General features: G+C 37.8%; 23 protein-coding genes. 11 read left to right on the forward strand and 12 right to left on the reverse strand.

Translation table 11 applies throughout. From position 1 onward, the window contains the following. Window positions 1-172 precede the first annotated feature (172 nt). Both IQ31_RS26190 and IQ31_RS26195 read left to right on the forward strand, forming a co-directional pair. Window positions 173-625 carry a hypothetical protein gene (locus IQ31_RS26190; protein WP_145331230.1) on the forward strand — a complete coding sequence of 151 codons (453 nt, stop codon included), beginning with the start codon at window positions 173-175 and terminating at the stop codon, window positions 623-625. A gap of 118 nt (window positions 626-743) precedes the next feature. Continuing rightward, window positions 744-1,436 carry a hypothetical protein gene (locus IQ31_RS26195; RefSeq protein WP_075991813.1) on the forward strand — a complete coding sequence of 231 codons (693 nt, stop codon included), beginning with the start codon at window positions 744-746 and terminating at the stop codon, window positions 1,434-1,436. 2 nt (window positions 1,437-1,438) lie between these two features. Here IQ31_RS26195 and IQ31_RS26200 read toward each other — a convergent pair whose 3' ends face one another. Next, complete coding sequence (locus IQ31_RS26200; protein WP_075991814.1) at window positions 1,439-2,200, reverse strand: response regulator transcription factor; 762 nt, start codon at window positions 2,198-2,200, stop codon at window positions 1,439-1,441. Between the two features lie 801 nt (window positions 2,201-3,001). On the opposite strand from IQ31_RS26200, the gene IQ31_RS26205 reads away from it, so the two are divergent. The 3 genes from IQ31_RS26205 to IQ31_RS26215 all read left to right on the forward strand — a co-directional run bounded on the left by IQ31_RS26205 (window position 3,002) and on the right by IQ31_RS26215 (window position 11,063). After that, window positions 3,002-6,139 carry a GH92 family glycosyl hydrolase gene (locus tag IQ31_RS26205; protein ID WP_145331232.1) on the forward strand — a complete coding sequence of 1,046 codons (3,138 nt, stop codon included), beginning with the start codon at window positions 3,002-3,004 and terminating at the stop codon, window positions 6,137-6,139. A 357-nt stretch (window positions 6,140-6,496) separates the two neighbouring features. Next, the gene (locus IQ31_RS26210) at window positions 6,497-8,782 is read left to right on the forward strand and encodes a GH92 family glycosyl hydrolase (protein ID WP_208734392.1); all 2,286 of its coding nucleotides are present in this window, start codon (window positions 6,497-6,499) and stop codon (window positions 8,780-8,782) included. Between the two features lie 34 nt (window positions 8,783-8,816). Continuing rightward, window positions 8,817-11,063 (forward strand): GH92 family glycosyl hydrolase, encoded by a 2,247-nt coding sequence (locus tag IQ31_RS26215; protein ID WP_145331234.1) that lies wholly within the window; start codon window positions 8,817-8,819, stop codon window positions 11,061-11,063. Between the two features lie 69 nt (window positions 11,064-11,132). On the opposite strand, the gene IQ31_RS26220 is transcribed toward IQ31_RS26215, so the two are convergent. The 3 genes from IQ31_RS26220 to IQ31_RS26230 all read right to left on the reverse strand — a co-directional run bounded on the left by IQ31_RS26220 (window position 11,133) and on the right by IQ31_RS26230 (window position 12,318). Then, entirely contained in the window at window positions 11,133-11,717 is a 585-nt protein-coding gene (locus tag IQ31_RS26220; RefSeq protein ID WP_145331236.1) for a GNAT family N-acetyltransferase, read from the reverse strand. A gap of 114 nt (window positions 11,718-11,831) precedes the next feature. Continuing rightward, window positions 11,832-12,062, reverse strand: a complete 231-nt coding sequence (locus IQ31_RS26225) for a hypothetical protein (protein ID WP_075991818.1) — start codon at window positions 12,060-12,062, stop codon at window positions 11,832-11,834. A 7-nt stretch (window positions 12,063-12,069) separates the two neighbouring features. Further along, window positions 12,070-12,318 carry a redox-active disulfide protein 2 gene (locus IQ31_RS26230; protein WP_088160902.1) on the reverse strand — a complete coding sequence of 83 codons (249 nt, stop codon included), beginning with the start codon at window positions 12,316-12,318 and terminating at the stop codon, window positions 12,070-12,072. A 387-nt stretch (window positions 12,319-12,705) separates the two neighbouring features. Here IQ31_RS26230 and IQ31_RS26235 point away from each other — a divergent pair, with 387 nt between their 5' ends. Together IQ31_RS26235 and IQ31_RS26240 are read left to right on the forward strand one after the other, a co-directional pair. Next, window positions 12,706-13,206, forward strand: a complete 501-nt coding sequence (locus tag IQ31_RS26235; protein WP_145331238.1) for a hypothetical protein — start codon at window positions 12,706-12,708, stop codon at window positions 13,204-13,206. A gap of 26 nt (window positions 13,207-13,232) precedes the next feature. Next, window positions 13,233-14,108 carry a hypothetical protein gene (locus tag IQ31_RS26240; protein ID WP_145331240.1) on the forward strand — a complete coding sequence of 292 codons (876 nt, stop codon included), beginning with the start codon at window positions 13,233-13,235 and terminating at the stop codon, window positions 14,106-14,108. Window positions 14,109-14,171: 63 nt separating this feature from the next. On the opposite strand, the gene IQ31_RS26245 is transcribed toward IQ31_RS26240, so the two are convergent. Further along, window positions 14,172-15,281 carry a glutaminyl-peptide cyclotransferase gene (locus tag IQ31_RS26245; protein ID WP_145331242.1) on the reverse strand — a complete coding sequence of 370 codons (1,110 nt, stop codon included), beginning with the start codon at window positions 15,279-15,281 and terminating at the stop codon, window positions 14,172-14,174. Window positions 15,282-15,481: 200 nt separating this feature from the next. On the opposite strand from IQ31_RS26245, the gene IQ31_RS26250 reads away from it, so the two are divergent. Continuing rightward, window positions 15,482-16,252 (forward strand): DUF72 domain-containing protein, encoded by a 771-nt coding sequence (locus IQ31_RS26250; protein ID WP_145331244.1) that lies wholly within the window; start codon window positions 15,482-15,484, stop codon window positions 16,250-16,252. A 12-nt stretch (window positions 16,253-16,264) separates the two neighbouring features. On the opposite strand, the gene IQ31_RS26255 is transcribed toward IQ31_RS26250, so the two are convergent. The 6 genes from IQ31_RS26255 to IQ31_RS26280 form a co-directional block, all read right to left on the reverse strand. Beyond that, window positions 16,265-16,597, reverse strand: coding sequence for a hypothetical protein (locus tag IQ31_RS26255; RefSeq protein WP_088160906.1), 333 nt, complete (start codon window positions 16,595-16,597; stop codon window positions 16,265-16,267). An 11-nt stretch (window positions 16,598-16,608) separates the two neighbouring features. Next, the gene (locus tag IQ31_RS26260; RefSeq protein WP_145331246.1) at window positions 16,609-16,929 is read right to left on the reverse strand and encodes a hypothetical protein; all 321 of its coding nucleotides are present in this window, start codon (window positions 16,927-16,929) and stop codon (window positions 16,609-16,611) included. A gap of 32 nt (window positions 16,930-16,961) precedes the next feature. Beyond that, window positions 16,962-17,276, reverse strand: coding sequence for a hypothetical protein (locus IQ31_RS26265; RefSeq protein WP_145331248.1), 315 nt, complete (start codon window positions 17,274-17,276; stop codon window positions 16,962-16,964). A gap of 331 nt (window positions 17,277-17,607) precedes the next feature. Then, window positions 17,608-18,666: a major royal jelly family protein gene (locus IQ31_RS26270; protein ID WP_244294585.1), complete on the reverse strand. Its 1,059-nt coding sequence runs from the start codon at window positions 18,664-18,666 to the stop codon at window positions 17,608-17,610. 318 nt (window positions 18,667-18,984) lie between these two features. Then, complete coding sequence (locus IQ31_RS26275; protein ID WP_145331252.1) at window positions 18,985-19,638, reverse strand: alpha/beta hydrolase; 654 nt, start codon at window positions 19,636-19,638, stop codon at window positions 18,985-18,987. Between the two features lie 150 nt (window positions 19,639-19,788). Continuing rightward, entirely contained in the window at window positions 19,789-20,853 is a 1,065-nt protein-coding gene (locus IQ31_RS26280; protein ID WP_145331254.1) for an NADH:flavin oxidoreductase, read from the reverse strand. Window positions 20,854-20,965: 112 nt separating this feature from the next. On the opposite strand from IQ31_RS26280, the gene IQ31_RS26285 reads away from it, so the two are divergent. Both IQ31_RS26285 and IQ31_RS26290 read left to right on the forward strand, forming a co-directional pair. Next, window positions 20,966-21,313, forward strand: a complete 348-nt coding sequence (locus tag IQ31_RS26285; RefSeq protein ID WP_075991827.1) for a winged helix-turn-helix transcriptional regulator — start codon at window positions 20,966-20,968, stop codon at window positions 21,311-21,313. Between the two features lie 176 nt (window positions 21,314-21,489). Continuing rightward, complete coding sequence (locus IQ31_RS26290) at window positions 21,490-21,912, forward strand: RNA polymerase sigma factor (protein WP_088160913.1); 423 nt, start codon at window positions 21,490-21,492, stop codon at window positions 21,910-21,912. A 294-nt stretch (window positions 21,913-22,206) separates the two neighbouring features. Here IQ31_RS26290 and IQ31_RS26295 read toward each other — a convergent pair whose 3' ends face one another. Further along, complete coding sequence (locus IQ31_RS26295; RefSeq protein WP_075991829.1) at window positions 22,207-22,740, reverse strand: NADPH-dependent FMN reductase; 534 nt, start codon at window positions 22,738-22,740, stop codon at window positions 22,207-22,209. Window positions 22,741-22,934: 194 nt separating this feature from the next. On the opposite strand from IQ31_RS26295, the gene IQ31_RS26300 reads away from it, so the two are divergent. Continuing rightward, window positions 22,935-23,158 (forward strand): DUF4372 domain-containing protein (locus tag IQ31_RS26300; protein ID WP_145331256.1); only part of this gene is annotated, 224 nt, incomplete at its 3' end.

Genomic DNA, 23,158 nt, shown 5'->3' on the forward strand with positions numbered 1-23,158 from the left:
TGTCACTTTTGTGCTTTGAAACCAAATCTTTGAATAATTCGCGGTCGATAAGAGATAAAATCTGACTAAAAACATTTAAATTTATCATGGCGGTGGGTTATAATTTTGCAATTTAAATATAGCAACTTTGCTATATCCAAACACCGCCACTTTTTAAACGTTTAGGACGCAAGTGAAAGATAATCTATATAATATCGATATTAACCATAAGGTTGCCATTAATGCGTTGGATTTTTCTTCTGATATTCCTTTTGTTTTTGACCAGTATATGGCGAAAAGAAATATACCGGTAGTACATCCTTATAATTTGGGCTGGGCAGGATTTTTAACAGTTCTTCCACCTGAAGGTCTTAATTTACATTCACTGGAAAAGGCTCACAAGACATTTGAATTAAATGTCGGTAAATTTATTGTAGAAAGTTTAAAAACAAAGGGAATAGAAACGAAATGGTTTGAGGAATTTTTGGTAGAATATGGTAAAATAGCGCTGAAGTCTTCTCCTGCGCAGTTATCATTAGGTCTGTATTTATTATCGGGAATGGTTAGTCATATCGTATTTAATTTAGCGACATCTAAACCTGTAAAATTCTTTCCAGATTCCTATTATTTATCAATGATTAGTTGAACTTAATGTAATTGAAAAAAACATTCGTTCCATTACACTTTTGTGTAGTAAATTTGTCTCTGTGGGAATTTAAACGAAAAGTCTTTATTTTTATAATTGCATATCGAATAACATTTGCATGAACTGGACGCCTGAAAATTATTATTTTACCAAGCTTAATAAAAACGAACTTCCTGAACTTATTCATTTTTATTTAGTAACGACTCAGCAGCATTACAAACTGGATAGTTATTCCGAAGAGGAATATGCGTTTGACTTTGAGTCATTGATAGGAGAGGATCAGATTTTTTTTGATCGTTCCATTTATTATGTGCTTCGAAGTAAGCTTGATGACTGTATTCAGGCATCCATTAGAATTACATTTTGGGATAAGGAAACGAGTTTGCCGATTCAGAAATTATTTGATATCGAGACAGAAAGTTTGTTAATTCCGCATGTAAAGAATTTTTGGCACATTGGGCGTTTCGTAATTTCTGGAAAGATAATAGGTAATCGGATCAATATTCTGAAAAAGATGCTTTTTGACGCATTTTATGGCCCTTATAGCCTTGGTAGCGGACTAGTCATTGCGGAATGTGATCGAAAGGTGGTAAATACGCTTCGAAAATTAGAAATAGAATCTTTTGAACTTGGTGATCCAATTATCTACCTCTATTCTGAGACATTACCGATCTATATTAAATCAGAATGGCTGGACACTTTTATTGAGAAAAATAAATATTCCCAATTTAGTATGGGAAACCAGGTCGATATTCAAAAATTTGTTGAGATGTCTAAACTAATGCTGTTATGTGCAAAAAATAGTGAATAACATTAGAAAAGAGATAGTTCAATTGCTAATGCTGTAGCTTCTGTAATGCTTTTAACTTTCAGTTTTGAAAATATTTGTTTTTTATGAAATTTTACTGTATCAATTGATACATAAAGTCGATCTGCTATTTGATCCATAGTAAGACCCTGTGCGGAAAAAAGAAGAATATCCTTTTCACGGGGTTTCAATTTAATGCGAGGAGTTTCTACCCAAATATCTTTATCCAAATCATATTCAAACTGTTTCCCATCCTCATCAGATTTAAATCTAATGTTTCCCGAGTTTGCATGTGAAGATATAGAAACCAAGCAGAGCGCGATCCAGGGGTTAGAAAATTTATCCAGGAGCAGAGGTTTTAGTTTATGGTTTACTAATAGTGGTTTATTTCCAGGTTGTTTTAAATGAAAATCGTAAGATATCGAGAATTTTAAGCGATCTTCGGCATCCAAATCTCCAAAAAAGTCAAAACCAACGTCGTTGATCTTTTTTAGTAAATGTAAATCGCTCTCAGGGACATTATTCACATAGTGGTAATAGCCTTCCCGCATGACTTCCGCAGGAGTGCTTCCACACAAAAAGATTGGGTTATCAGAAACAAATAAAAAGCTTTTCTTTGAATAGTCAATTAAATATATACTCTGGTAGGTTAACCTGCTTAAGGATTTAGCAAAATTTATAAAGGCTTCGACAATCTCATAATCATCTTTGCTAAAGTCGTCTTTAACTTGTACCGGCTTGAAAAAATCTTCAATCTTAATTTTCATAGTGTAAATTACAAAGATGATCCGCAATCGCTTTTGAATACCACGTAAAATCGATGTTGTCCTGGCGTGCAAGTTACAAAAATAAGGGCATAATCTCAATTTATACGCTAGTAATAGGCTTTTTTACGTTCCTATCCTTACTTTGTAATCATCGTCAACGTTAATAGTTGAACTTGTTTAAAATATTAAATCTCTATCCAGCAATGAAATAAGTTTCTACACAAATGTGTAGAATATTGTTTATGATGATAATACAAAAGATAATACTCTTATCTTTAAGGTCTCAAAGCAAATAATTGTATAAATATAACTTATTAGATCCAAATAGCCAATAGTAATTATTGCTTTGCTTGAGTTTTGACAAAGTTTTAATCCTAGAATAATGAACTCTAGGTAAATTATTGCCATGTGCACCCTTCTATTAAGCTTTTTTATCATAAATAATCTGTAGAAACACTTTTCTAAGTAAAGACAATTTTTCCCCGAAAACTAGGAAACAGGATCAATATGGCGCAAACTACAAATTGACCTAACTTTCCTATCCAAGAATCAAAACCTTTCATTTTCCAAGCTTGTGTCAATTAGATTCAGTTCATTTTTTTTCTTTCAGTATGTATATACATTTTAATTTTATTCATTTGATATTTGTTTTTTTTGTAGTAATATTGTGCTTAAAGTTTTGCTTTTAAACGTTTTTGTAGATTATTAATGTATGTACAATGTGATGTATTTTGTGAATTGTTTCGTGCATTTTATGAGGAAAGCAACTGATGTAATTAAAAATTATAAAATCTGATACTTATGAAATTACGTTTCTCACTTTCTTTTGCCGCCGGTCTGTTGTTCATGTGTGCTCAGTCTGTTGTTGGCCAGGAGCACACAATATGGCAATTGGGAAATTCAGACGGTTCAAGCAGCGAATTTGCCTTGTCCCCGAATGGATATAAGAAATTTTTGGAACATGATTTTGGTTATGAAGACAATGCGTTTATCATAGGTCAATCTTCTTTAACAAGGGATTTACCCTATGTATTGCCCGGTCCGGCCAATGAATGGGGCGGGACTGGAGGAACTTCTGGTCTGAGAACACATTTTTTGAATTTATACTATGTGTTAAACAATAGTACAAAAAATGGTCAGTGCACACTTCAGGTTAAATTGGCCAATAGTGACCCTAAAAATAAACCCACACTACAGATCGTAATCAATGGCAAGCCCTATAATTTTGAGGTGGAGCGGGGAGCAGGAAATGGTGAGCCCCTAGAGAATTCTTTAAAATCTGGAAATTCTACGATAAATATACCATTACCAGCTGATCTCATTAAGAAAGGCGGAAATCAGATTACCATGACTGTCATAAAGGGAGGTTGGGTTGAATTTGATTCCTTTAAACTACTGGGACCACAGCAAGTAAAGTTAATCGCCAATCGTTCTGTAATTGTTAAAAATGTACAGCAAGCTGAATTTGAGATCTTAAATGCAGGGAAACCCGTCCAAAATATGCTGGTTGATCTCTTGAAATTGAAAGATGATGAACAGTTGAAAGTAGTCTTAGATGGAAAGAAAATTTATGAGAAAACACGTGAAAAAGGTGCAGCGAAATTGGAAATACCAATGCCTTATGTCGCTAAGGATATATGGAGTAAGTATGAAATTTATTGTAATGGGCAATTAATACAGTCTTCAACAATCAAGCGGGGCCCAAAAAGACTAGGTGGAGTTTCAGATTATGTGAACACGATGATGGGTGCAGCACATTCCAGATGGATGATAGCCCCGGGACCGTGGATGCCTTTTGGCATGGTAAAGATAAGTCCAGATAACCAAAATATTGGCTGGCAGGCAGGTTATGAACCTTCTATCGAATCTATTGGTACTTTTAGCCATATTCACGAATGGACAATGGCTGGATTGGGAACATTTCCGACAGCAGGTCAATTGAAAACTCGGGTCGGAGATCAGTACAGTACAAATTCAGGATATCGATCAGCAATAGATAAAACCAGCGAAAAAGCTCCATTGGGATATTATGCTGTTCATCTCCTTGATCACGATATCGACGTAAAATTGACGGCTGGTACACGTTCCAGCTTTCAACAATATACCTATCATAAGTCGGACACAGGACGTATCATGATTGATCTCAAGGTTAACGGAGAATATGATTATAAAATTAAAGATTTCTCGCTGAAAAAGGTTTCTGACTATAAGGTTGTGGGATACAGTAATCAATTATCTGAAAACGTTTGGTCCACAGATGCAAAACAGGATTATGTCGTATACTTTGTGATGGAGTTTGATAAACCTATCATAAACTATGGCACATGGCATAATGATCGGTTGACTGAACGGGCTGATTTGGTTGCTGATAGCGCTCAATTTGCGGGGATGTACGTGGAATTTGATGTGCATAAAGATAAGGCTGTACAACTGCGCACAGGGATTTCTTATGTGAGTTTAGCCAATGCAGAGGAGAATCTAAAAACGGAACTGTCGGAGCCATTCGGATGGTCGATTGATCGGGTCGTGGAAAATCAACATAAAGTTTGGGATGAACTTTTAAGTAGATTGGCGATAAAGTCTTCAGACTATTTTGAAAAAGAGAAATTCTATACCAATATGTATCGCACTTTGGCAAGCCGAAACACATTCAGTGATGTGAATGGTCAATGGAGATCTTCGGATGAAGTGATACGAACTTTAGCCCATAAAGGGGATCTCGCTTTAGGCTGTGATGCTTTCTGGAATACCTTTTGGAATTTAAATCAGTTTTGGAACTTGGTTACGCCGGAATGGTCCAATAAATGGGTTAGATCGCAACTTGCGATGTATGACGCAAATGGCTGGCTGGCGAAAGGGCCGGCTGGAATGGAGTATATTCCCGTCATGGTTGCAGAACATGAAATACCGTTAATTGTTGGGGCATACCAGATGGGGATTAGAGACTACGATACTGAAAAGGCATTTGAAGCTGTTAAAAAAATGCAGACAACAAGTCCATTGAAATTTGAAGGTGGTTTTGCAGGTAACAGGGACTTGGATGTCTATTTAAAATATAAGTACGTTCCCTATGATTTGGGCCGGTTTTCCAATTCAATGGAATATAGTTTTGACGACTGGACAGTTGGGCAGTTCGCAAAATCGTTAGGAAAGGAGCAGGAGTACAATTATTTTAATGATCGCGGAAACTGGTGGAGAAACGCGATAGATGTCAGTAGTGGCTATGCTCGGATGAAGGATTCAAAAGGAGAATGGTATAAAGATTTTGATCCTTTTAAATCGGGAGCTAACCATCATTATGTAGAAGGAAATGCATGGCAACTGACTTTTTTTGTGCCACAGGATATTCCTGGGTTAGCTAAAATGATCGGACAGGATGTGTTTTTAAAACGATTGGAATGGGGATTTCCAGAAAGTGAAAAATGGCGCTATAATGGCCCTAATGATCAATATTGGGATTATCCTGTTGTTCAGGGAAATCAGCAATCAATGCATTTTGCCTATATTTTTAATTGGTTGAATAAGCCCTGGTTGACACAAAAATGGAGCCGCTCTATAGGTGAGCGCTATTATGGCCAAGGGGTTTCGAATGCTTATCTCGGCGATGAAGACCAGGGGCAAATGAGTGCTTGGTATATCATGAATGCTATTGGTTTATTTCAGATCGATGGCGGAACAAGGGTCAAACCAATTTATGAAATAGGAAGCCCACTCTTTGAGGAGGTTAAGATTAGATTGGATGGTAAATATGGAAGAGGTGAACAGTTTATTATCAAAGCGAAAAATGCAAATAAGAAAAATATATATGTGCAACGCGCAACGTTAAATGGAAAACCGCTCAATACCTTTTATTTTGATGCTTCCGAATTGCTAAAAGGAGGAGAGCTCGTCTTAGAAATGGGCGCTACCCCGAATAAACAATGGGGACTGTATCAATAAAAAATATATTTACTGCTAGATCTCAATAGACCGAGTTGACCTATAACAATGATTTGTTAAAATTTGGTTAAACTAAGAGACCTGATATAAGAAACTCATTTTTGATGACGTTATATCAGTAGTTTCATAATTTAGGTTAATAATTGGTTAGTTAGTAAAAGCCTGAAGTTCCCCACTTCAGGCTTTTGTTGTTATTGACCATCATAAATCTCTTTGCTTAACATGTATAGTTTTGCTAAATCCTATTAACAAACGTAAAATCATCGATATAACCATTTATAAGATTTGTAAATCTTTGCGATTATCTGTAGTATTGTAGGTACACGCTAAAATGCGCGGCCTATGGTGTTTGCTTGAATGAAAGCAATTAACAATGTCGTCTATCAAGATTATATGATCAAATCTATTCGTTTTTTACTTTTAGGATTATTTCTTTGGGAGAACGTTTCTGCCCAAAAGCTTCCTACAGACTATGTCAACCCGTTTATCGGTACCAGCAATTATGGAACAACTAATCCGGGTGCTCAGGTTCCCAACGGCTTGATGAATGTTTCTCCGTTTAATGTAATGGGATCATCACTTAATGCATTTGATAAAGATGCAAGATGGTGGTCTACTCCCTATGAACATAGCAACAGTTATTTTACAGGTTTTTCTCATGTTAATTTAAGTGGGGTAGGATGTCCAGACATGGGAAGTTTGTTGTTGATGCCAACTTCAGGTAAATTAGAGGTTGATTATCATCAATATGGAAGTACCTATACGCAGGAGGTTGCCCATCCGGGGTATTATAGCAATGTGTTAAAGAAATACGGTATCAAAACCGAAGTTTCAGCGACAACCCGTGTAGGTGTTTCTAAATTTACTTTTCCAAAAGGACAGGCAAATATCCTGCTTAATTTGGGCGAAGGTTTAACAAATGAAACGGGAGCAACAGTTCGTTACGTAAGTGATACCGAAATAGAGGGATCTAAATTGTTGGGCTCCTTCTGTTACACGAACAATCAGGCTGTTTATCCAATCTTCTTTGTTATGCGTGTCAATAAAAAACCGTCAAAAAGAGGATATTGGAAATTCCAGCGTGCCGGAGAAAAATGGGAAAACGATTGGAATAAAGATGCCGGAAAATATAAAATTTTTACGGACTATACCGATCAGCTATCCGGCGATGATCTTGGCGCATATTTTAGTTTTGATGTCAAAGAAAATGAAAGCTTAGAAGTACAGCTGGCCGTATCATTTGTGAGCGTTGAGAATGCGCGTAAAAATCTAGATGCTGAGCAAGCAGACTTTAGCTTTGAAAAAACACAAAAGAATGCAGCTTCGCTTTGGAACAATGCATTGTCAAAGATACAGGTAGAAGGTGGTACAGAGGACCAAAAAACAGTGTTCTATACGGCATTATATCATGCCATGATTCATCCAAATATCTTGCAGGATGTAAACGGAGAATATCCGGCAATGGAAAGTCGGAAAACACTTGTTGCAGATCACAATCGTTACACCGTGTTTTCGCTATGGGATACGTACCGAAATGTTCAGCCTTTAATGTCACTGGTTTACCCCGATAAGCAAGTGGGCATGATACGTTCCATGATCGATATTTATAAGGAAAGTGGTTGGATGCCCAAATGGGAGTTGTATAGCCGAGAAAGCTATACCATGGATGGCGACCCTGCAGTACCAGTAATCGTCGATGCATGGATGAAAGGCATTCGGGATTTTGATATCAATACAGCTTATGAAGCGTTTGTGAAATCGGCAACGACTACGGACTCCACGAATAAAATTAGACCAGACAATGCGGACTATGTGAAGTATGGGTATGTCCCATTGCGCGATTCATTCGATAATTCGGTATCTCATGCCATTGAATATTATGTTGCAGATTGGAATCTAGCGCAGTTGGCTGGTTCATTGGGGAAAACCAAAGATGCCCAGCTTTTTGCTAAGCGAGCGCAGGGATATAAACATTATTATTCTTCGGAGTATGGGACTTTTAGACCTATTCTTCCTAACGGCGAGTTTTTAAGTCCGTTTAGCCCATTGATGGGTGCCAATTTTGAACCTAATCATGGTTTCCATGAGGGTAACGCTTGGAACTATAGCTTTGCCATTCCATTTGATATCCCTGGTTTGGTGAAATTGATGGGCGGAAAGCAAAAATTTGTGGATAGACTGCAGGCAACTTTTGATAAAGGGTATTTTGATGTTACTAACGAACCAGATATGCTGTATCCACATGTGTTTTCAGAAATCAAAGGAGAAGAATGGCGTACCCAGAAGCTAGTCAAAGAAATTTTAGAAAAGCATTTTACGAACAGCCCTGGGGGGATACCGGGAAATGACGATACGGGAACAATGTCTACATGGGCTTTAATGAATATGATTGGAATCTATCCTTTTTGTCCAGGTAGACCAGATTATACCGTTGTAACACCTGTATTCGACAAAGTGACCATCCAACTCGATAAGAAATATTATCCAAACGGCGACAAAGTGACGATAAGACGTCAAAAAGAGGGTGCTGGTGATTATATCAAAAAGATCGTTATCGATGGAAAACCATTCAATGGATTTAAAATCAACCATCAAACTTTGGTCAACAGTAAGGATATTCTAATCGTTACTGGAAATAGATAATTAGGCAAACTAAACTGAAAAACTGATCTACACGATGAAATATATTAATTATGCGGTCTGTGCAGGCCTTTTGTCCTTAATTGGTTGTGCTTCACTAAAAAACTCCGATAAGACTTCTTATGTCGGATATGTAAATCCTTTTATTGGAACGGATTTTACAGGCAATACATATCCTGGAGCACAGTCACCTTTTGGAATGGTACAGCTTAGCCCAGATAATGGACTACCCGGCTGGGACCGTATTTCCGGATACTTTTATCCCGACAGTACGATTTCTGGTTTTAGCCATACACATTTAAGTGGAACTGGTGCCGGTGACTTGTACGACATATCTTTTATGCCGGTTACCTTACCATATCATGAAGCCGCGGCTCCCTTAGGTATACATTCCAAATTTTCGCATAAAGACGAAAAGGCTCACGCCGGATACTATCAGGTAAAACTTACTGATTACGATATAAATGTGGAGCTGACAGCAACGGCACGCTGCGGCATTCAACGTTATACCTTTCCAAAAGCCGAGTCTGCTGTATTTTTAGACTTAAAGAAAGCAATGAATTGGGATGCTACCACGGATTCGCACATCGAAGTGGTTGATTCTGTCACTATTCGTGGTTATCGTTTTTCGGAGGGCTGGGCAAGGGGCCAACGCGTTTATTTTGAAACTCGGTTTTCTAAGCCTTTTATGGCCGTTCATATCGATAGTTCAGCAATATTATCCAGCGCTGATACAACGGCAAAAAGTGCAAAACGCATTGGTACAGCATTCAAAGCACGTTTTGATTTCAAGACAGCAGCTGGAGAACAAGTGACTTTAAGTACGGCCCTTTCGGGTGTAAGTATGGAAGGCGCTTCCAAAAACTTAAAAGCAGAAGTTCCAAAAGATGACTTTGATTATTATGTAAAGGAGGCCGAGCAAAATTGGAATCACGAATTGGGTAGGGTAGCGATCGAGACCAAAGACAAAGAGGAGCAGGTTAAGTTCTATACAGCGTTATATCATTCCATGTTAGCACCGACGATTTTCGGTGATGTTGATGGTGCATATATGGGGGCTGACCGGAAGGTACATCAGGCCGAAGGTTGGACCAATTATAGCACGTTCTCACTTTGGGACACTTATAGAGCCTCGCATCCATTATTTACGTATATCGACCCTAGTCGAGTAAATGATATGATTAAGTCCTTCATCGCCTTTTATGAACAGCACGGCCGATTACCGGTATGGAATATTTACGGGAGTGAAACGGATATGATGATTGGGAATCACGCCATTCCTGTCATTGTAGATGCATATTTAAAAGGAATCGGTGATTTTGATGCATCAAAAGCGTTAGAAGCTTGTGTTGCCACAGCTAATATTGACAATTATCGGGGCATAGGTCTGTATAAGAAACTAGGCTATGTGCCTTATGATGTCAAAGATGAATACAATGCCGAAAACTGGTCCCTATCAAGAACGCTTGAATATGCCTATGACGATCATTGCATCGCAATGATGGCCGATAAGATGGGAAAGAAAGAGATTGCAGGAACATTTTTTGCAAGAGCTCAAAATTATAAAAATGTGTATAATCCGGCTACTTCATTTATGCAACCTCGAGATAGCCATGGTAAGTTTATTACCCCATTTGATGCGGAGGAATATAGTGCGCATATTTGTGAAAGTAATGCATGGCAATATTTTTGGTCTGTGCAACATGATATCCCTGGATTGATTAAACTCGTTGGTGGACAAGAGCGCTTTGGACAGAAGTTAGATAGCATGTTTACATTTCATCCTTCTGACACCAGCAAGCTTCCAATTTTTAGTACAGGAATGATTGGGCAGTATGCGCATGGTAACGAGCCGAGCCATCATGCACTCTATTTATTCAATGCCGTTGGACAGCCTTGGAAAACGCAGCAATATGCGGCAGAGGTAATGAACAAACTTTACTTGAATACACCTTCGGGATTAAGTGGAAATGATGACTGCGGGCAGATGTCGGCTTGGTATGTATTCAGCTCATTGGGATTTTATCCTGTAGATCCCATAAGTGGAAAATACGAAATCGGTACCCCTTTATTTGAAAAAGCTGAATTGAAGTTGTCCAATGGAAAGAAATTTACCGTGAAAGCTAACCATGTCAGTAAATCCAATATTTATATACAAGCCATTACGATCGATGGTAAGCCTCTTGAAACAAGTTATATCACACATGAACAAATTATGTCCGGAGCGACATTGGTGTTAGAAATGGGTGAAAAACCAGGGCCAGTATGGTACAAAAATAAATAGGATCAATAGGTCTATAGGTCTTCTTAAGTGAAGCCTTCAAATAATTAAGAGAAGCCTCCCAATGAATGTTTAATCGTTTCGGAGGCTTTTTATTTTGTCTGCTGGAACAATCAGGTTTTTGTAAAAGTATGTCGTGCTACACCATGTTCCATTCGGGAAGAGCGCATAATTTGGGATATCTCCGACTATCGTCCAGCCACATTTTTGATACATAATATAAGCCGGGCTATCGGTTACAGTATCTAGTACCAATAGTGTCTTATTTAGATCAATGGCTTTATTTTCAATGTGTTGAAGTAAATTTTGTGCAATGCCCATTCTTCGAAAGTCAGTATGGACTAACATTTTGGCTACATCTGCACGATGTGTCTGATTTGATGGGAGGTCGATTTGCAGTTGAACAGTTCCTGCGATTCGATGGGTAAAGGCATCTCTTGCAATAATCAATATTATTTTCTGTTCCTTGACCTTGTTCAGTACATCAGTCCAAAATTTTTTTGCCTGTTCAACTGTTAGATCTTCCATGAAACCTACGGAGGCACCTCCTTGGACAATATTAAAAGTCAGGTCTACTAGTTCGGAAATTAAGTTAATGCTAGATTCTTTGACTTCTTCAATGACAAAATCTGTATGGGAAATAGGTGTGGAACTCATGTGTTTGATTGGAGACGAGATATAGAAAAGGTATTGATCGCGATGTTATGTAAGAAAAAACATTCTGGTCATGATCGGCTTGGCTCTTCTGGTGAGAATCATATTTAAGAATCGTTACTCGTTGCGGGTGAATGCAAAATAGATGACATATAACCAGCCAAGTATTCCATGAATTAAAGCCCAAAGTATAGATTTGTTGCGATCCCATGAGGTGACAACGGCAATTACAGAACCGAGTCCAATACCCGATTGTGTGATCGTCTGTGTCGTTGATTTACTTATCTCTTGACCAAATGCGATATCCGCGATGAAAATAAAGAATACGAATAATGAGAGGTGTTTCATGACGAATTTATTGAGCTCCTCTTATTTTGAGTTCTTCATTGATTTCTTTTATTCTTTTAAAATTCAGAATAACAATGGGAGATAAGGCGAAAGGAATGGCCATCAGTGCACTGAATCCTTTGCTAATTGAGGTATAAATTCCCATGCCTAATAGGATAAAAAGCATGGTTGTGAGCATCCAAGTAATTACCAGGGCAGTTTTTTTGTTGGTTTGAAGCTCTTCGTCAGTCATTCCGTTTAAAGGTCTATTATTCATATTTCGGTGGTTTATAGTCTCTAAGTTCCGTAATTCTTTTTAAGAAACAAAGTTTTCTGCGTTAAATGATGTGTGAATCTTGTTAAATATAACGTTTTTCTTGTTTTTCTTAAAAAAAGATTAATTAAATGGCTAAAATAGTAGGTTTTGAAGGAGCTTTTTTCTTAATAACAGAGCATAAGGTGATTATTATGGATTCCATTTTTTAAAAGAGCAACTTTCTCAACTTTCTGGGTAACGAACAATTTGTGTAAAGTAGGTATAAGCGTATTGTTTTGAGCAAGTGGATTGTGCGGAGAATAACGAATCTTAAAACAAAGACCACGAATATTAAACGAGACGGAAATACTGTTTTAAAAAGCTGTTATTTGTGAAAAAAATCAAGAAATGAGAATGCTAGCTTTAATCTTTATGCTATTTACCATGTGTTCCTGTAGGGGTAATTTGGAATCGGGGTACAACGTGAAAATGGCTAAGCTCTTTCATAGCTGTCGAGAAAAAATGGATGAGAGCTATGGAAAATTGCTGGAAGGGGAATATGATGTCGATAAATCAGACTATTCCTATCACATGAAATTGAATGAGGCACGTGCTTTGAGTAGTTACATAAAAGGAATAAAATGCGAAGCTTCTCAATTGAAATACAGTAAAACTGCCGAAAGTTTTCACATCGCTACAATTGGTTATATGACGGAGATCGTTGATGGATATGGTGTTTTATTAATTAAATATATTGATGAACAGAAAAAAGGGACTCGGAAAAGTCTGTTGCGGGAGATTACTGATGAAAAAGAGAAAATTGCAGCCTTAGCTGAGTCGTGTTTAGGACATCAAATAGCCTTCTTGAATCGAGCTGGAATAAAAGTAGATAGTCAAAAAGGAAAGTAGTTGAAATATATTTTAATTTTATAACAATGTTAAAACTAAAAAATAAGTGGTATTTGCTTATCATTTTACCTATGATGGCATTGTCCTGTAAGAGCAAAATAGCTGCGCATCAGCCAATACCCCCGTATTCATTGGCTGATACTGTGAAACCCGATTGGTATCGCGAATCCTATGGTCAGGTTGTGATGATCGACAATGATTTTGTGACTCAGAAAAACGGCAGTTATTTAATAGATCTTCCTTTGCAGATCGTGCCAGATTCCACTTACGTTTTCTTTTTGAGTACTAGAATTCCATTGGAGTTACTAAAAAGGTCAACTGAATTCTATCCCGATCTTCAACATTTTGTACTGATTGTCCCCGATTGGAAGTATTATGATGAGGTCGCCAAAGAAGCCTCGAAAAACGGAATGTGTATAGAACCTGCGACGACCAATTTTTATTATTCCATAAAAAGAGAGGATGGTGCGGTTAAAGTCGACAGTATCCGGCTTTCTGGTGAAGATAACGCGAGGTTTGATTTTGTTAAACCAATTTCACCTAAAGGCATGCTTACCGTTTATCGAAGAGAAAGTTACGGATCGGTTTGTTGCCCGCGTGACCCCAAGTGGGATAACGTCGATAAAGATGAGCTCTTTATACGTGAGTTTGAACACCGCAGTCACCTGAACGTGACCAAAGGGAGGTTTGTACAGATGGAAGGGAAAGAAGGCGAAAAAAGTGTCTATTATACTTTACCAGGATTATCTTCAGCACAGCGATTGGAATTTTTAGCAGATAAGTATACGGAATGGGTTGTCAATAAAGATATGGAGGCAAAGACGTTTATGCCACAGTTATTTACACCCCAAATTGTACCTATGGTAACCGAAGGTTTTAACAAAATGAAAGAATTACCATAAAGTTAGCGATACCGAAATTTGAATGTTTCCATAACAATACGCTGTTTTTAAATGGAGATAAAGCTATTCTGTTAGCTTTATCTCGAACATTTTATCCCAGTTTTTACCGGTAACAAAGAAAGTGTTTGATCTTTTATTGTAGGCGATACCATTTAATACGTCTAAATCCACATGTTGTGTTACATGTTCACGTAATTTAGATAGATCGACTAAAGCCTCCACTGCACCTGTTTTAGGGTCGATCCGTCCAATGACATCCTCCATAAAGAAATTTGCATAGATTTTTCCTTTTACCCATTCCAGTTCATTGATTTGATCCACCATGGCTGTGTTCGTTGCTGCACGGATATAATCCATTTTTGAGAAGTCATTTGGATTCAGCGTATAGATATAATCAGAACCATTGGACATGTATAAGTTTTTACCGTCAGAAGTTAAACCCCAGCCTTCCATTGGCTGAAAGTAAGGAAGTGTTTTAATAACAGAAAGGCTGTTTATATCGTATAGGTAGGCTAGATTGTTTTTATAAGTCAACTGATATAATTTTCCATTTAGGACGGTGGCACCTTCGCCAAAAATTGAATCATCCAATTCAATTTTTTTGGTGGGTTGACCCGTTTTTGGATTAACAATACGAACACTCGATTTACCTTTATTTCCGCTTGGACCAATCCCATTCCCGGTACTTTCGATCAAATTATCCCTGTAGAACTCCAATCCCTGTGTGAAAGCTTTGATATCATGGGGGTAAATATTCACAATGCTATAGCTTAGCAAAAGCGGAGGAGTGGACGCGAATAGATCGATGTTGACCGAATTTTCTTCTCGTTTTCCAGCACTAAATACGACAGCTTTAACAATCTGCTTGCCAAATTTCTCCTGTTTTAATGAATAATGGAAAGGTTCATTTCCGATTACTTGACCAATCTTTTTATCGTTTATAGTGTAAATAACAGAGTCTATTTTCGGCGTTTTTTCGCTGTCCACCTTTAAGATCAGATCCTCGCCCTGCGTATAGCTCTGTTTGATTTTGTTAAAGGTAAATGTCGGATTTTCATCGGCATATTCGGGCTGAGAGCTTGAAGTTGTATTTGTATTGTTACTTTTATTTCCGGTACAACTGCCCAAAATGGTGCCAATAACGAAAAAAATGAGGTAAGATTTTTTGTGCATTGATAGAGGGTGCTTGATTAATTATCCGCTAATAAACTAGAAAACGAGTTGAGTATACATAGCTGTTGCTGTAATACTCGTTTCTCAAACTTAGATAAATTGTTTTTTATATGCAATTTAATTGCTGATCAATACAAAAGATAATTTGTCTGTGAAAGAAAAAAATGAACAATTACATGCTAGCCGATTGTTATAAAGGTATGGAAAGATTATATTTTACTGGAACGAGCGGTATCCTTTTGCCTTACAAGAATAAAAGCTACTATCCTGAGGAGTTTCAGGATAAAAGTCGATTGGCTGTATATAGCTTATTATTTAATTCATTGGAAGTAAACAGTTCTTTTTATAAAATCCCCAGAGAAGAAACCGTCAGAAGATGGTCCGAAGAAACGACCGATGACTTTCGTTTTACGTTTAAACTATGGAAAGGAATTACACATCAAAAAGAACTCAAATTTGATCCACAGGATGTCGCTAGATTTCTATCCGTTATTGACGCTGTCGGCCAAAAGAAAGGGTGTTTGCTCATACAATTACCACCATCTTTTAAATTTGCTTCTATTGGATTGCTTGCTGAATTGCTGGATTGTATTGCTCAGGACAAGAGAAGTGAAGGGTGGCCGATCTGTGTAGAATTTAGGGATCCAGTTTGGTATAGGGAAGAAACTTCTGAACTGTTAAAATCTTATAATATGAATCTGGTTATTCATGATAAGAATATGCAAGGTATGCGTCTTCAATACGCAGATGCAAATGCAAACATAATCTATGTGCGATTCCATGGCCCAAATGGTGACTATAAAGGAAGCTATACGGACAACATATTGTTTGAATACAGCACCTATATTAACGACTGGATTGCAGAGGGAAAAGAAGTCTATACTTATTTTAATAATACAATCGGAGCGGCACTTTCTAATCTGAATACATTAGCCAAGTATATCACAGCGCGCAAAATATTTCCTACTTAAAAAGTGTCTTTTTTAAAGTGCACTGCCACGGATATATTCCGTTCCCATGTAGCCGTCCCAGCCTTCATGTTCACGCATAATCCGCTGATAAGCTGCGGTCAATGCCTGAACCTTCGTAAATAAAGGAATACCTCTCCGGATGCAGTCGTGATCAGCGTAAGTCCCGGCATTATCGTACCATTGTAGCCACGCAAGTAATTCTTGTCTCTTCATAAGCGTTAATCTATCGAATAGCGTCTTATCTTTTAAACTCATGAGCTGATAACGCCAATCCTTGCGATGCGATTCCATGGCTAGAATTTTTGGAAGCTGATGCGCTATGATCTGTTTAATAAGAGATTCCATAATTTGAAATTTTAGTTGTTAAAGATGAGTTGTGCATGCGTATTCGAAAAGTCATTATATCTTCTTTTCATGTGGATGCGCAGGATTTCTTTATGTATATACGCGACAGCCTTTAATTTGGAAAGCTGCTGCACGCCATTTTCAATACATTTGCGATCTGTATAGTTTCCTTTTGGATCATGCCATTGCAGCCAATCAAGGAGTATTTCTCTTTCTAGTTTCTCGAGTCTCTGTTGTAAGCCGATTAATTCACTTTCCCGAAGTTGTTCTCGCCAGTCAGACCAGATCGGACCTGACACTATACCTCGCTTCTCTTTGAATTTGTTTTCCATATTTTACGTCGAATTTGAAGATCTAAAATTTGTTAGATGACTAGCTTACTGATAATAGCATTACCAAGTTTACTTTTCATAAATAGCTCAATTTGTTTCAGCAATTCTGGACTTACTTCGGGGACTCTTTCTAAATCTCGTATAAACCACTTCTGAATAACAGGCGCTTGTTTGGAACTTTGGTCAAATTTTACGACTTCAGCCCGTGATGATTTTCCTGTAGGATCATAGTATGACCACAATACAATGAAAATCGTATTCGGATCTTCATCGGGATAAGGAGTATGAAAGCGAACGATGTCACCTACGTGTAATTCCTTATTGTCATATGCTGCGCTGTGTTCCATAAAAAGCATTGTCTAAAACTGATATTCAAATATACTAAAAATATTAGTATTAAAAAGTTTTTGCTAAAAATTTTATACTTTATATAAGAGACCGTTGTTTTTTATAGTTGGAGGCATGTCTCGGTGATTTGTTCTTTTACTCCGATTTTATTGTTTTTATGGGGTTGAATTTCAATACCTTATCTTGTAGGTGGAAAAGGGGGACAAATATAAAGGGGAACTATTCGAAGGGAATTTTGTTAAGGCTGCGCATGGGATAATATCTAGGTAAAAAGTAGATGTGTTAGCGCGAGTTTTATGCTTCAGAACTTCACTTGTTGTAACATTCTTTTCAAAATTTCGGTAATTTGACTTTAAAGACATAATATGGCAACTCTACCTTATCAACTCCCTTATTCCATTGCGGGTCTTTAAAGAGCTGTGCACAGGAGAAATAAAGGTATCCATCTCCGCTGATGCCCATAGAATCGGGCCAAAGTATTCGGAAGTCCCGTACCAAGGTATTCACATTTCCATCAGGATTTAAATATTTAATACTATAATCTATTGACGATGTTAGGTAAATATTTCCAACGCTATCTGCGAGTAAGCCATGTGTAATTCCGACTTCCCCTTTGTCTTCTACTTTTTCTTCCAATTCTTGATCCGTCAGCCTTGCGTCGGCTAAAAATTCTGTTGCAATACAATACAGATGGGTTTGATTGATCGGTTTGAAATATAGATATTTAAAATCGTGACTCAATGCTATGCCATTCACGTTGGAAGAAAAAGGCTTTCCATTTTCATTACGCATTTCAATACCATTATAGCTTAATATTACATCAGGATCAGCCCGCGTAAAACGGCTTCCAGTTAAAGCCTTTCTAGTCTGTCCAGTTTTGAGGTCTAAAATAATAATGGCAGCTTGGCCGGGATCGGAGAGATAGGCTAAATTTCGCTTCTGGTCAATGCGCATATCATTTAGACCTGATTTGGTTTTATCAAGGTCGTCGAAACGATAAATATGCTCAATTTTATTTTTTTTTGTATCGATTTTTAACAATTTAAATTGGCCTTGAGTCGATTTTTCATCTTTTCCAAAAATTGATCCAGCAGAAGACGGTTTAGAGTCCAATACCCAGAGGTTGTCCTCGGTATCGACAAATATATCCTGGACATTTACAAAGTGGGAACTCTCTTTTCCTTTTAAATTCCATTCTTTATTTGGATAAGGAACAGGTTTTCCATTGATGATTTCAGTAAGTGCATACTGATAATTTTTCGCTTGTTTTGGGAAGGAAACAAATAATCGATTGTTGGAGGTAACGCTCACACCGATCGGACGGTACGGACCTAAGGCTGCTGCGACCTCCAGTTTCGGGGCTGTAGTATTATTGACTTGTGCCAGCATAGTGAGAAAAAAGATGTGACAGAATAAAAAACTTAATATGAGCCGTGTTCGCATATTCTTGTTATAATTTAACCTAACTATATTGCTTTTGACTGTTCCCACTAAGTAATAAAGGGGGATTTTTAGCTTCCATAAAGAGACCGCGCTCTCATAGAAGAACCTTCTATTCTCAATTATTGTTTGTCCTTTTCTCCAAATAATACTTTTTTACACTGATCAGCATGTCGTGCGACTAATGCCGATACGAATCCACATGGATTTAATTTTCTGAGCGACTAGAAAAGTTGGGATTGGTCTCGGTGATTAAAAGGTGGTGATTTACGAACAAATTTCTTGCAAGAGTTTTTCAACTTCCTGGGCATGAGTGACCGTCATAAAATGTCCCGCCTCCTTAATGATAAAGTTGGGCTTTACATTTTTGATGGGGATAATACGATCGCTACTACCGTGTACATGAATTAAATTGTCCGGAACCGAATTGTTTTTCCATTGTAGAATTTGATGTATTGCCCAGGCCATAAAGATTGGATCTGTATCCTTTAGGATTTGTTTTAGCAGTAAAGAATCTTCTTTGCAGCGTATACCAAAAAAATAATCCGACAGAAAGCTATGGGTCTTGAGCAATGCATTAGGGACAATTACGTTCAGCTTGAGTCTACCCGCCAATCGATACAGTACGGGTAATTCATACCGTCCTTTGGCCGAAGCTAGCAGAATAACTCGTTGAACAGTTATAATTTTGGCAATTTCCATTGCAAGCATTCCTCCGAAAGAAAGCCCAATGAGGATGGGTTGCGCTGCAGTAATTTTAGCAGATATTCTTTTTGCATAAATAGATAGTGGTTCATTGCGGCTGGGTGTAATCCAATCCAGATAGGTTATATCAAGCGAGCCAAAGTCTATCTTGCTGAATACACGTTGATCTACACCCAATCCGCTGATGACATATATTTTGGTTGCGGTGATTTTCATTTAATCAAGTGTTTGTATCCATTTGTGGAGACAAGTTACTGAATTATCGCTATAAAACAGGGGCAAAAAATTGATTCGAAAATCAATTTTTTGCCCCTGTTTTATAATATTGAATAACGTAATTTTAATCCACCTAATCGCGCGAGCTTACTAAGATAAGCTCGCCAAGCTCTTAGCTTCAAAAGTAGACAGTTCGTCGTATTTTTCGGCTTGCACTTTCTTCACCCAATTGGGGTCTTGTAAGATGGCCCTGCCTACTGCTACAAGGTCAAAATCGCCACGTTCATAACGACGAACCAGTTCGTCCAGTGAAGCGGGAGAGGACTTGAATTCAGAATTGGTAAATACTTCACCAAAGTCTTTGTCAAGACCCACAGATCCAACTGTGATTGTGGGCTGTCCTGAAATCTTTTTGAGCCATCCAGCAAAATTTAAGTCACTGCCTTCAAATTCCGGCTCCCAATAACGACGTTGGCTTCCATGAAAAATGTCCACACCGGCATCCGTCAAAGGTAGGATCCAATCTTCCATCGCTGTAGGGGTAGGGGCAAGCTTGGCTGTATAGTCCTGTTGTTTCCATTGTGATAAACGTAGAATAATCACAAAATCAGGTCCAACCGCTTTTCGCATTGCTTTTACGACCTCAACGGCGAATTTAGAACGCTCCTTAATTGTTTTTCCACCAAATTCGTCTGTTCTGTGGTTCATCCCTTCCCAGAAAAATTGGTCGATCAGATAACCATGGGCCCCATGGATTTCAAAAGCATCAAAACCGAGGTCTTTTGCAGATTTAGCAGCGTCAGCGTAAGCCTGTATTGTGGCCTCTATATCCGCTAATGTCATTGTATCTGGGCTTTCAAACGCAGCAGGCGGAGTCCATTGCATAGGGGTATAACCAACATGCCATAGTTGAGGGGCTATTTTTCCGCCTTTTTCGTGCACAGCATCGACGATATTTTTCCAGCCGCCCAATGCTTGGTCACCGTAAAAGTTTGGAATATCCTTTAAATTCTTTGATGAAGGTCTTTCAATAACTGTACCTTCCGTCAAAATTAAACCAACATCTCCCGCGGCACGACGCTCGTAATAACCCGCTACAGCGCTGTCGGGAATCCCATCCTTAGAAAATGCTCGCGTCATGGGCGCCATTACAAAGCGGTTTTTGAGTGTTAAATTTTTATACTCAAATGGATTAAAAAGTGTTTGTATGCTCATTTTTCTTGTTTTAAATCGTGAATCTTCACAAAGATATTTTAAATAGTGTATATTTGTAACTATTATTGGTATAAACTAGTTACCTTTGCGTAACTATTTTGAATATATTCAAATGAAAAGGACTGAATTTAAAAGTTGTTCCTGCGCCATGCAGCGTTCTATGGCAATTTTAGGTACCCGATGGAAGCCCGTGATTATCTATACTTTGCGCGATCGAAAAGCCCGATTTGGTCAATTGGATGCGCTTATCGAAAACATTTCTCGGAAAGTCCTTACCAGTTCATTAAAAGAATTGGAAGAGGATGGTGTAATTTTGAGAGAAGAGTACAGGGAGCTTCCGCCACGTGTAGAGTATTCTTTGACAGAAAAAGGCAAGGCATTAATACCTATTATGTGCCAATTGGCAAAATGGAATGAAGCCTACTATCAAGAGCCTGTGTCAACTGAATTGATCGCGTAGAAATTATAATCTAAATACATAGATCTTGCTTCGTATTTACGCCAATCGCTATCGAATGGAATAGTATCGTGTCAACCGGTTTGGTCTGTACGTTTTCTATCGCTTGCCAGCGCAGGATTGTTGATCACAATAAATGAAATTTTCATATTTATTTAAAATTTAAGTAATATTGAATTGTGAAAAACAAGGTAAACCAAGAATTTAGCAAGCAAGATTTTTTAAAATCTTTTCGAGAGGGCAGAAGGGATGGTTTACAGTTTCTGTACAAAACTTTCTATAGTCCAATGTGCTATTTTTTAGAAAAGATGAATCTTGATAAAGGTACCATCGAAGAAATAGTGCAGGACGTATTTTTAAAGCTTTGGGAGCGCCGGATTGATTTTGATCATGTTGAATCAATCCGTGGTTTTCTCTACACAAGCTGTAGAAACGCCGCTTTAAACAGGATTCAACAAGAAAATCGGATTCAACAAAAAACCAATTTTTATACGTCACAAGTTGATCTGGTCGATTTACCGATCAGCCATCAAATGATCTATATGGAAACGCTTCGAACGATCCATGATGCCATTGATACGCTGCCTGAGCAGCTAAGGTAAGGGCTTGCAGCTTATTCGCCATTTCTCTGCTATTTCTCTGCTGTTTCTCTGCTGTTTCTTTGGTGTTTCTCTGCTGTTTCTTCGCTATTCCTTTGGGATTGCTAGGGGTCTGATTCGCTTCTTCTTTGCTATTTCTTTGTCGTTTTATTGGTGTTTTATTGGTGTTTCTTTGCTTTCAAAGCAAAGAAAAGGTAAGCAAAAAGTCAATAATATGCAAAGTAATATGTACTCAGTACATCGGCATAAGTTATGCAGAATGTACGAAAAGGCAAATAGATTTTTAGCGGAATGCCGCTAGGAGGAAATTTGTTGCTTAAAGTCCGCTATTTTTTCCTTCAGACTATTGAGGTGTTCAGGACTGATTACGCCATTATCCTGATCAAAATTTTCGTAAAATTTGGGAAGCGAAAATGTTTCTTTAATGATTGCTCCAAACTGCGGGAAAAATTTCTGCGCTTCGGCCATCACATTTCCACCACCATAACCTCCTGGTGAAGTTGTCATAAGCAACATGGGTTTATCCTGGAAAACTTTAACATTTATTCTAGATGCCCAGTCAAATACATTTTTAAATGCTACGCTATAGGAGCGATTATTCTCTGCGAGGGAGCAAATGATCATGTCACTGGAGGCTATATGATCGAGGAAAAGCTGTGCTTCCTGTGGGAATCCATTCTTTTCTAGGTCTACAGAAAAGACAGGCATGTTATAGTCATTCAGGTCGATCAAATTAATCTCGTGCCCCTCGAAGCTTTTAAGTACAAATTTGACCAATTGTTTGTTAATTGATGTGGAAGAATTACTCCCAGCGAATGCAAATATTTTCATGTTTTATCCTTTATGATTATCAGTTGTTTAAATTTAATCAATTTCTCGAAACAATTAGAGATTTAGACTTGACTTGTCGTTTCTGATAGGTTTTGATTATATGGTATCACTTGCGTCCTAAACGTTTAAAAAGTGGCGGTGTTTGGATATAGCAAAGTTGCTATATTTAAATTGCAAAATTATAACACACCGCCATGATAAATTTAAATGTTTTTAGTCAGATTTTATCTCTTATCGACCGCGAATTATTCAAAGATTTGGTTTCAAAGCACAAAAGTGACAAACATCAGAAAGGGATCAACAGCTGGACGCATCTAGTCAGTATGCTTTTCTGTCATTTTTCCTCGGCAGATTCGGTTCGTGATATTAGTAACGGTCTACGCAGTACCACTGGTAATCTGAACCACTTAGGTGTAGT

Source organism: Sphingobacterium siyangense (genome assembly GCF_007830445.1).
In the GTDB taxonomy this organism is placed as follows: Bacteria; Bacteroidota; Bacteroidia; order Sphingobacteriales; family Sphingobacteriaceae; genus Sphingobacterium; species Sphingobacterium siyangense.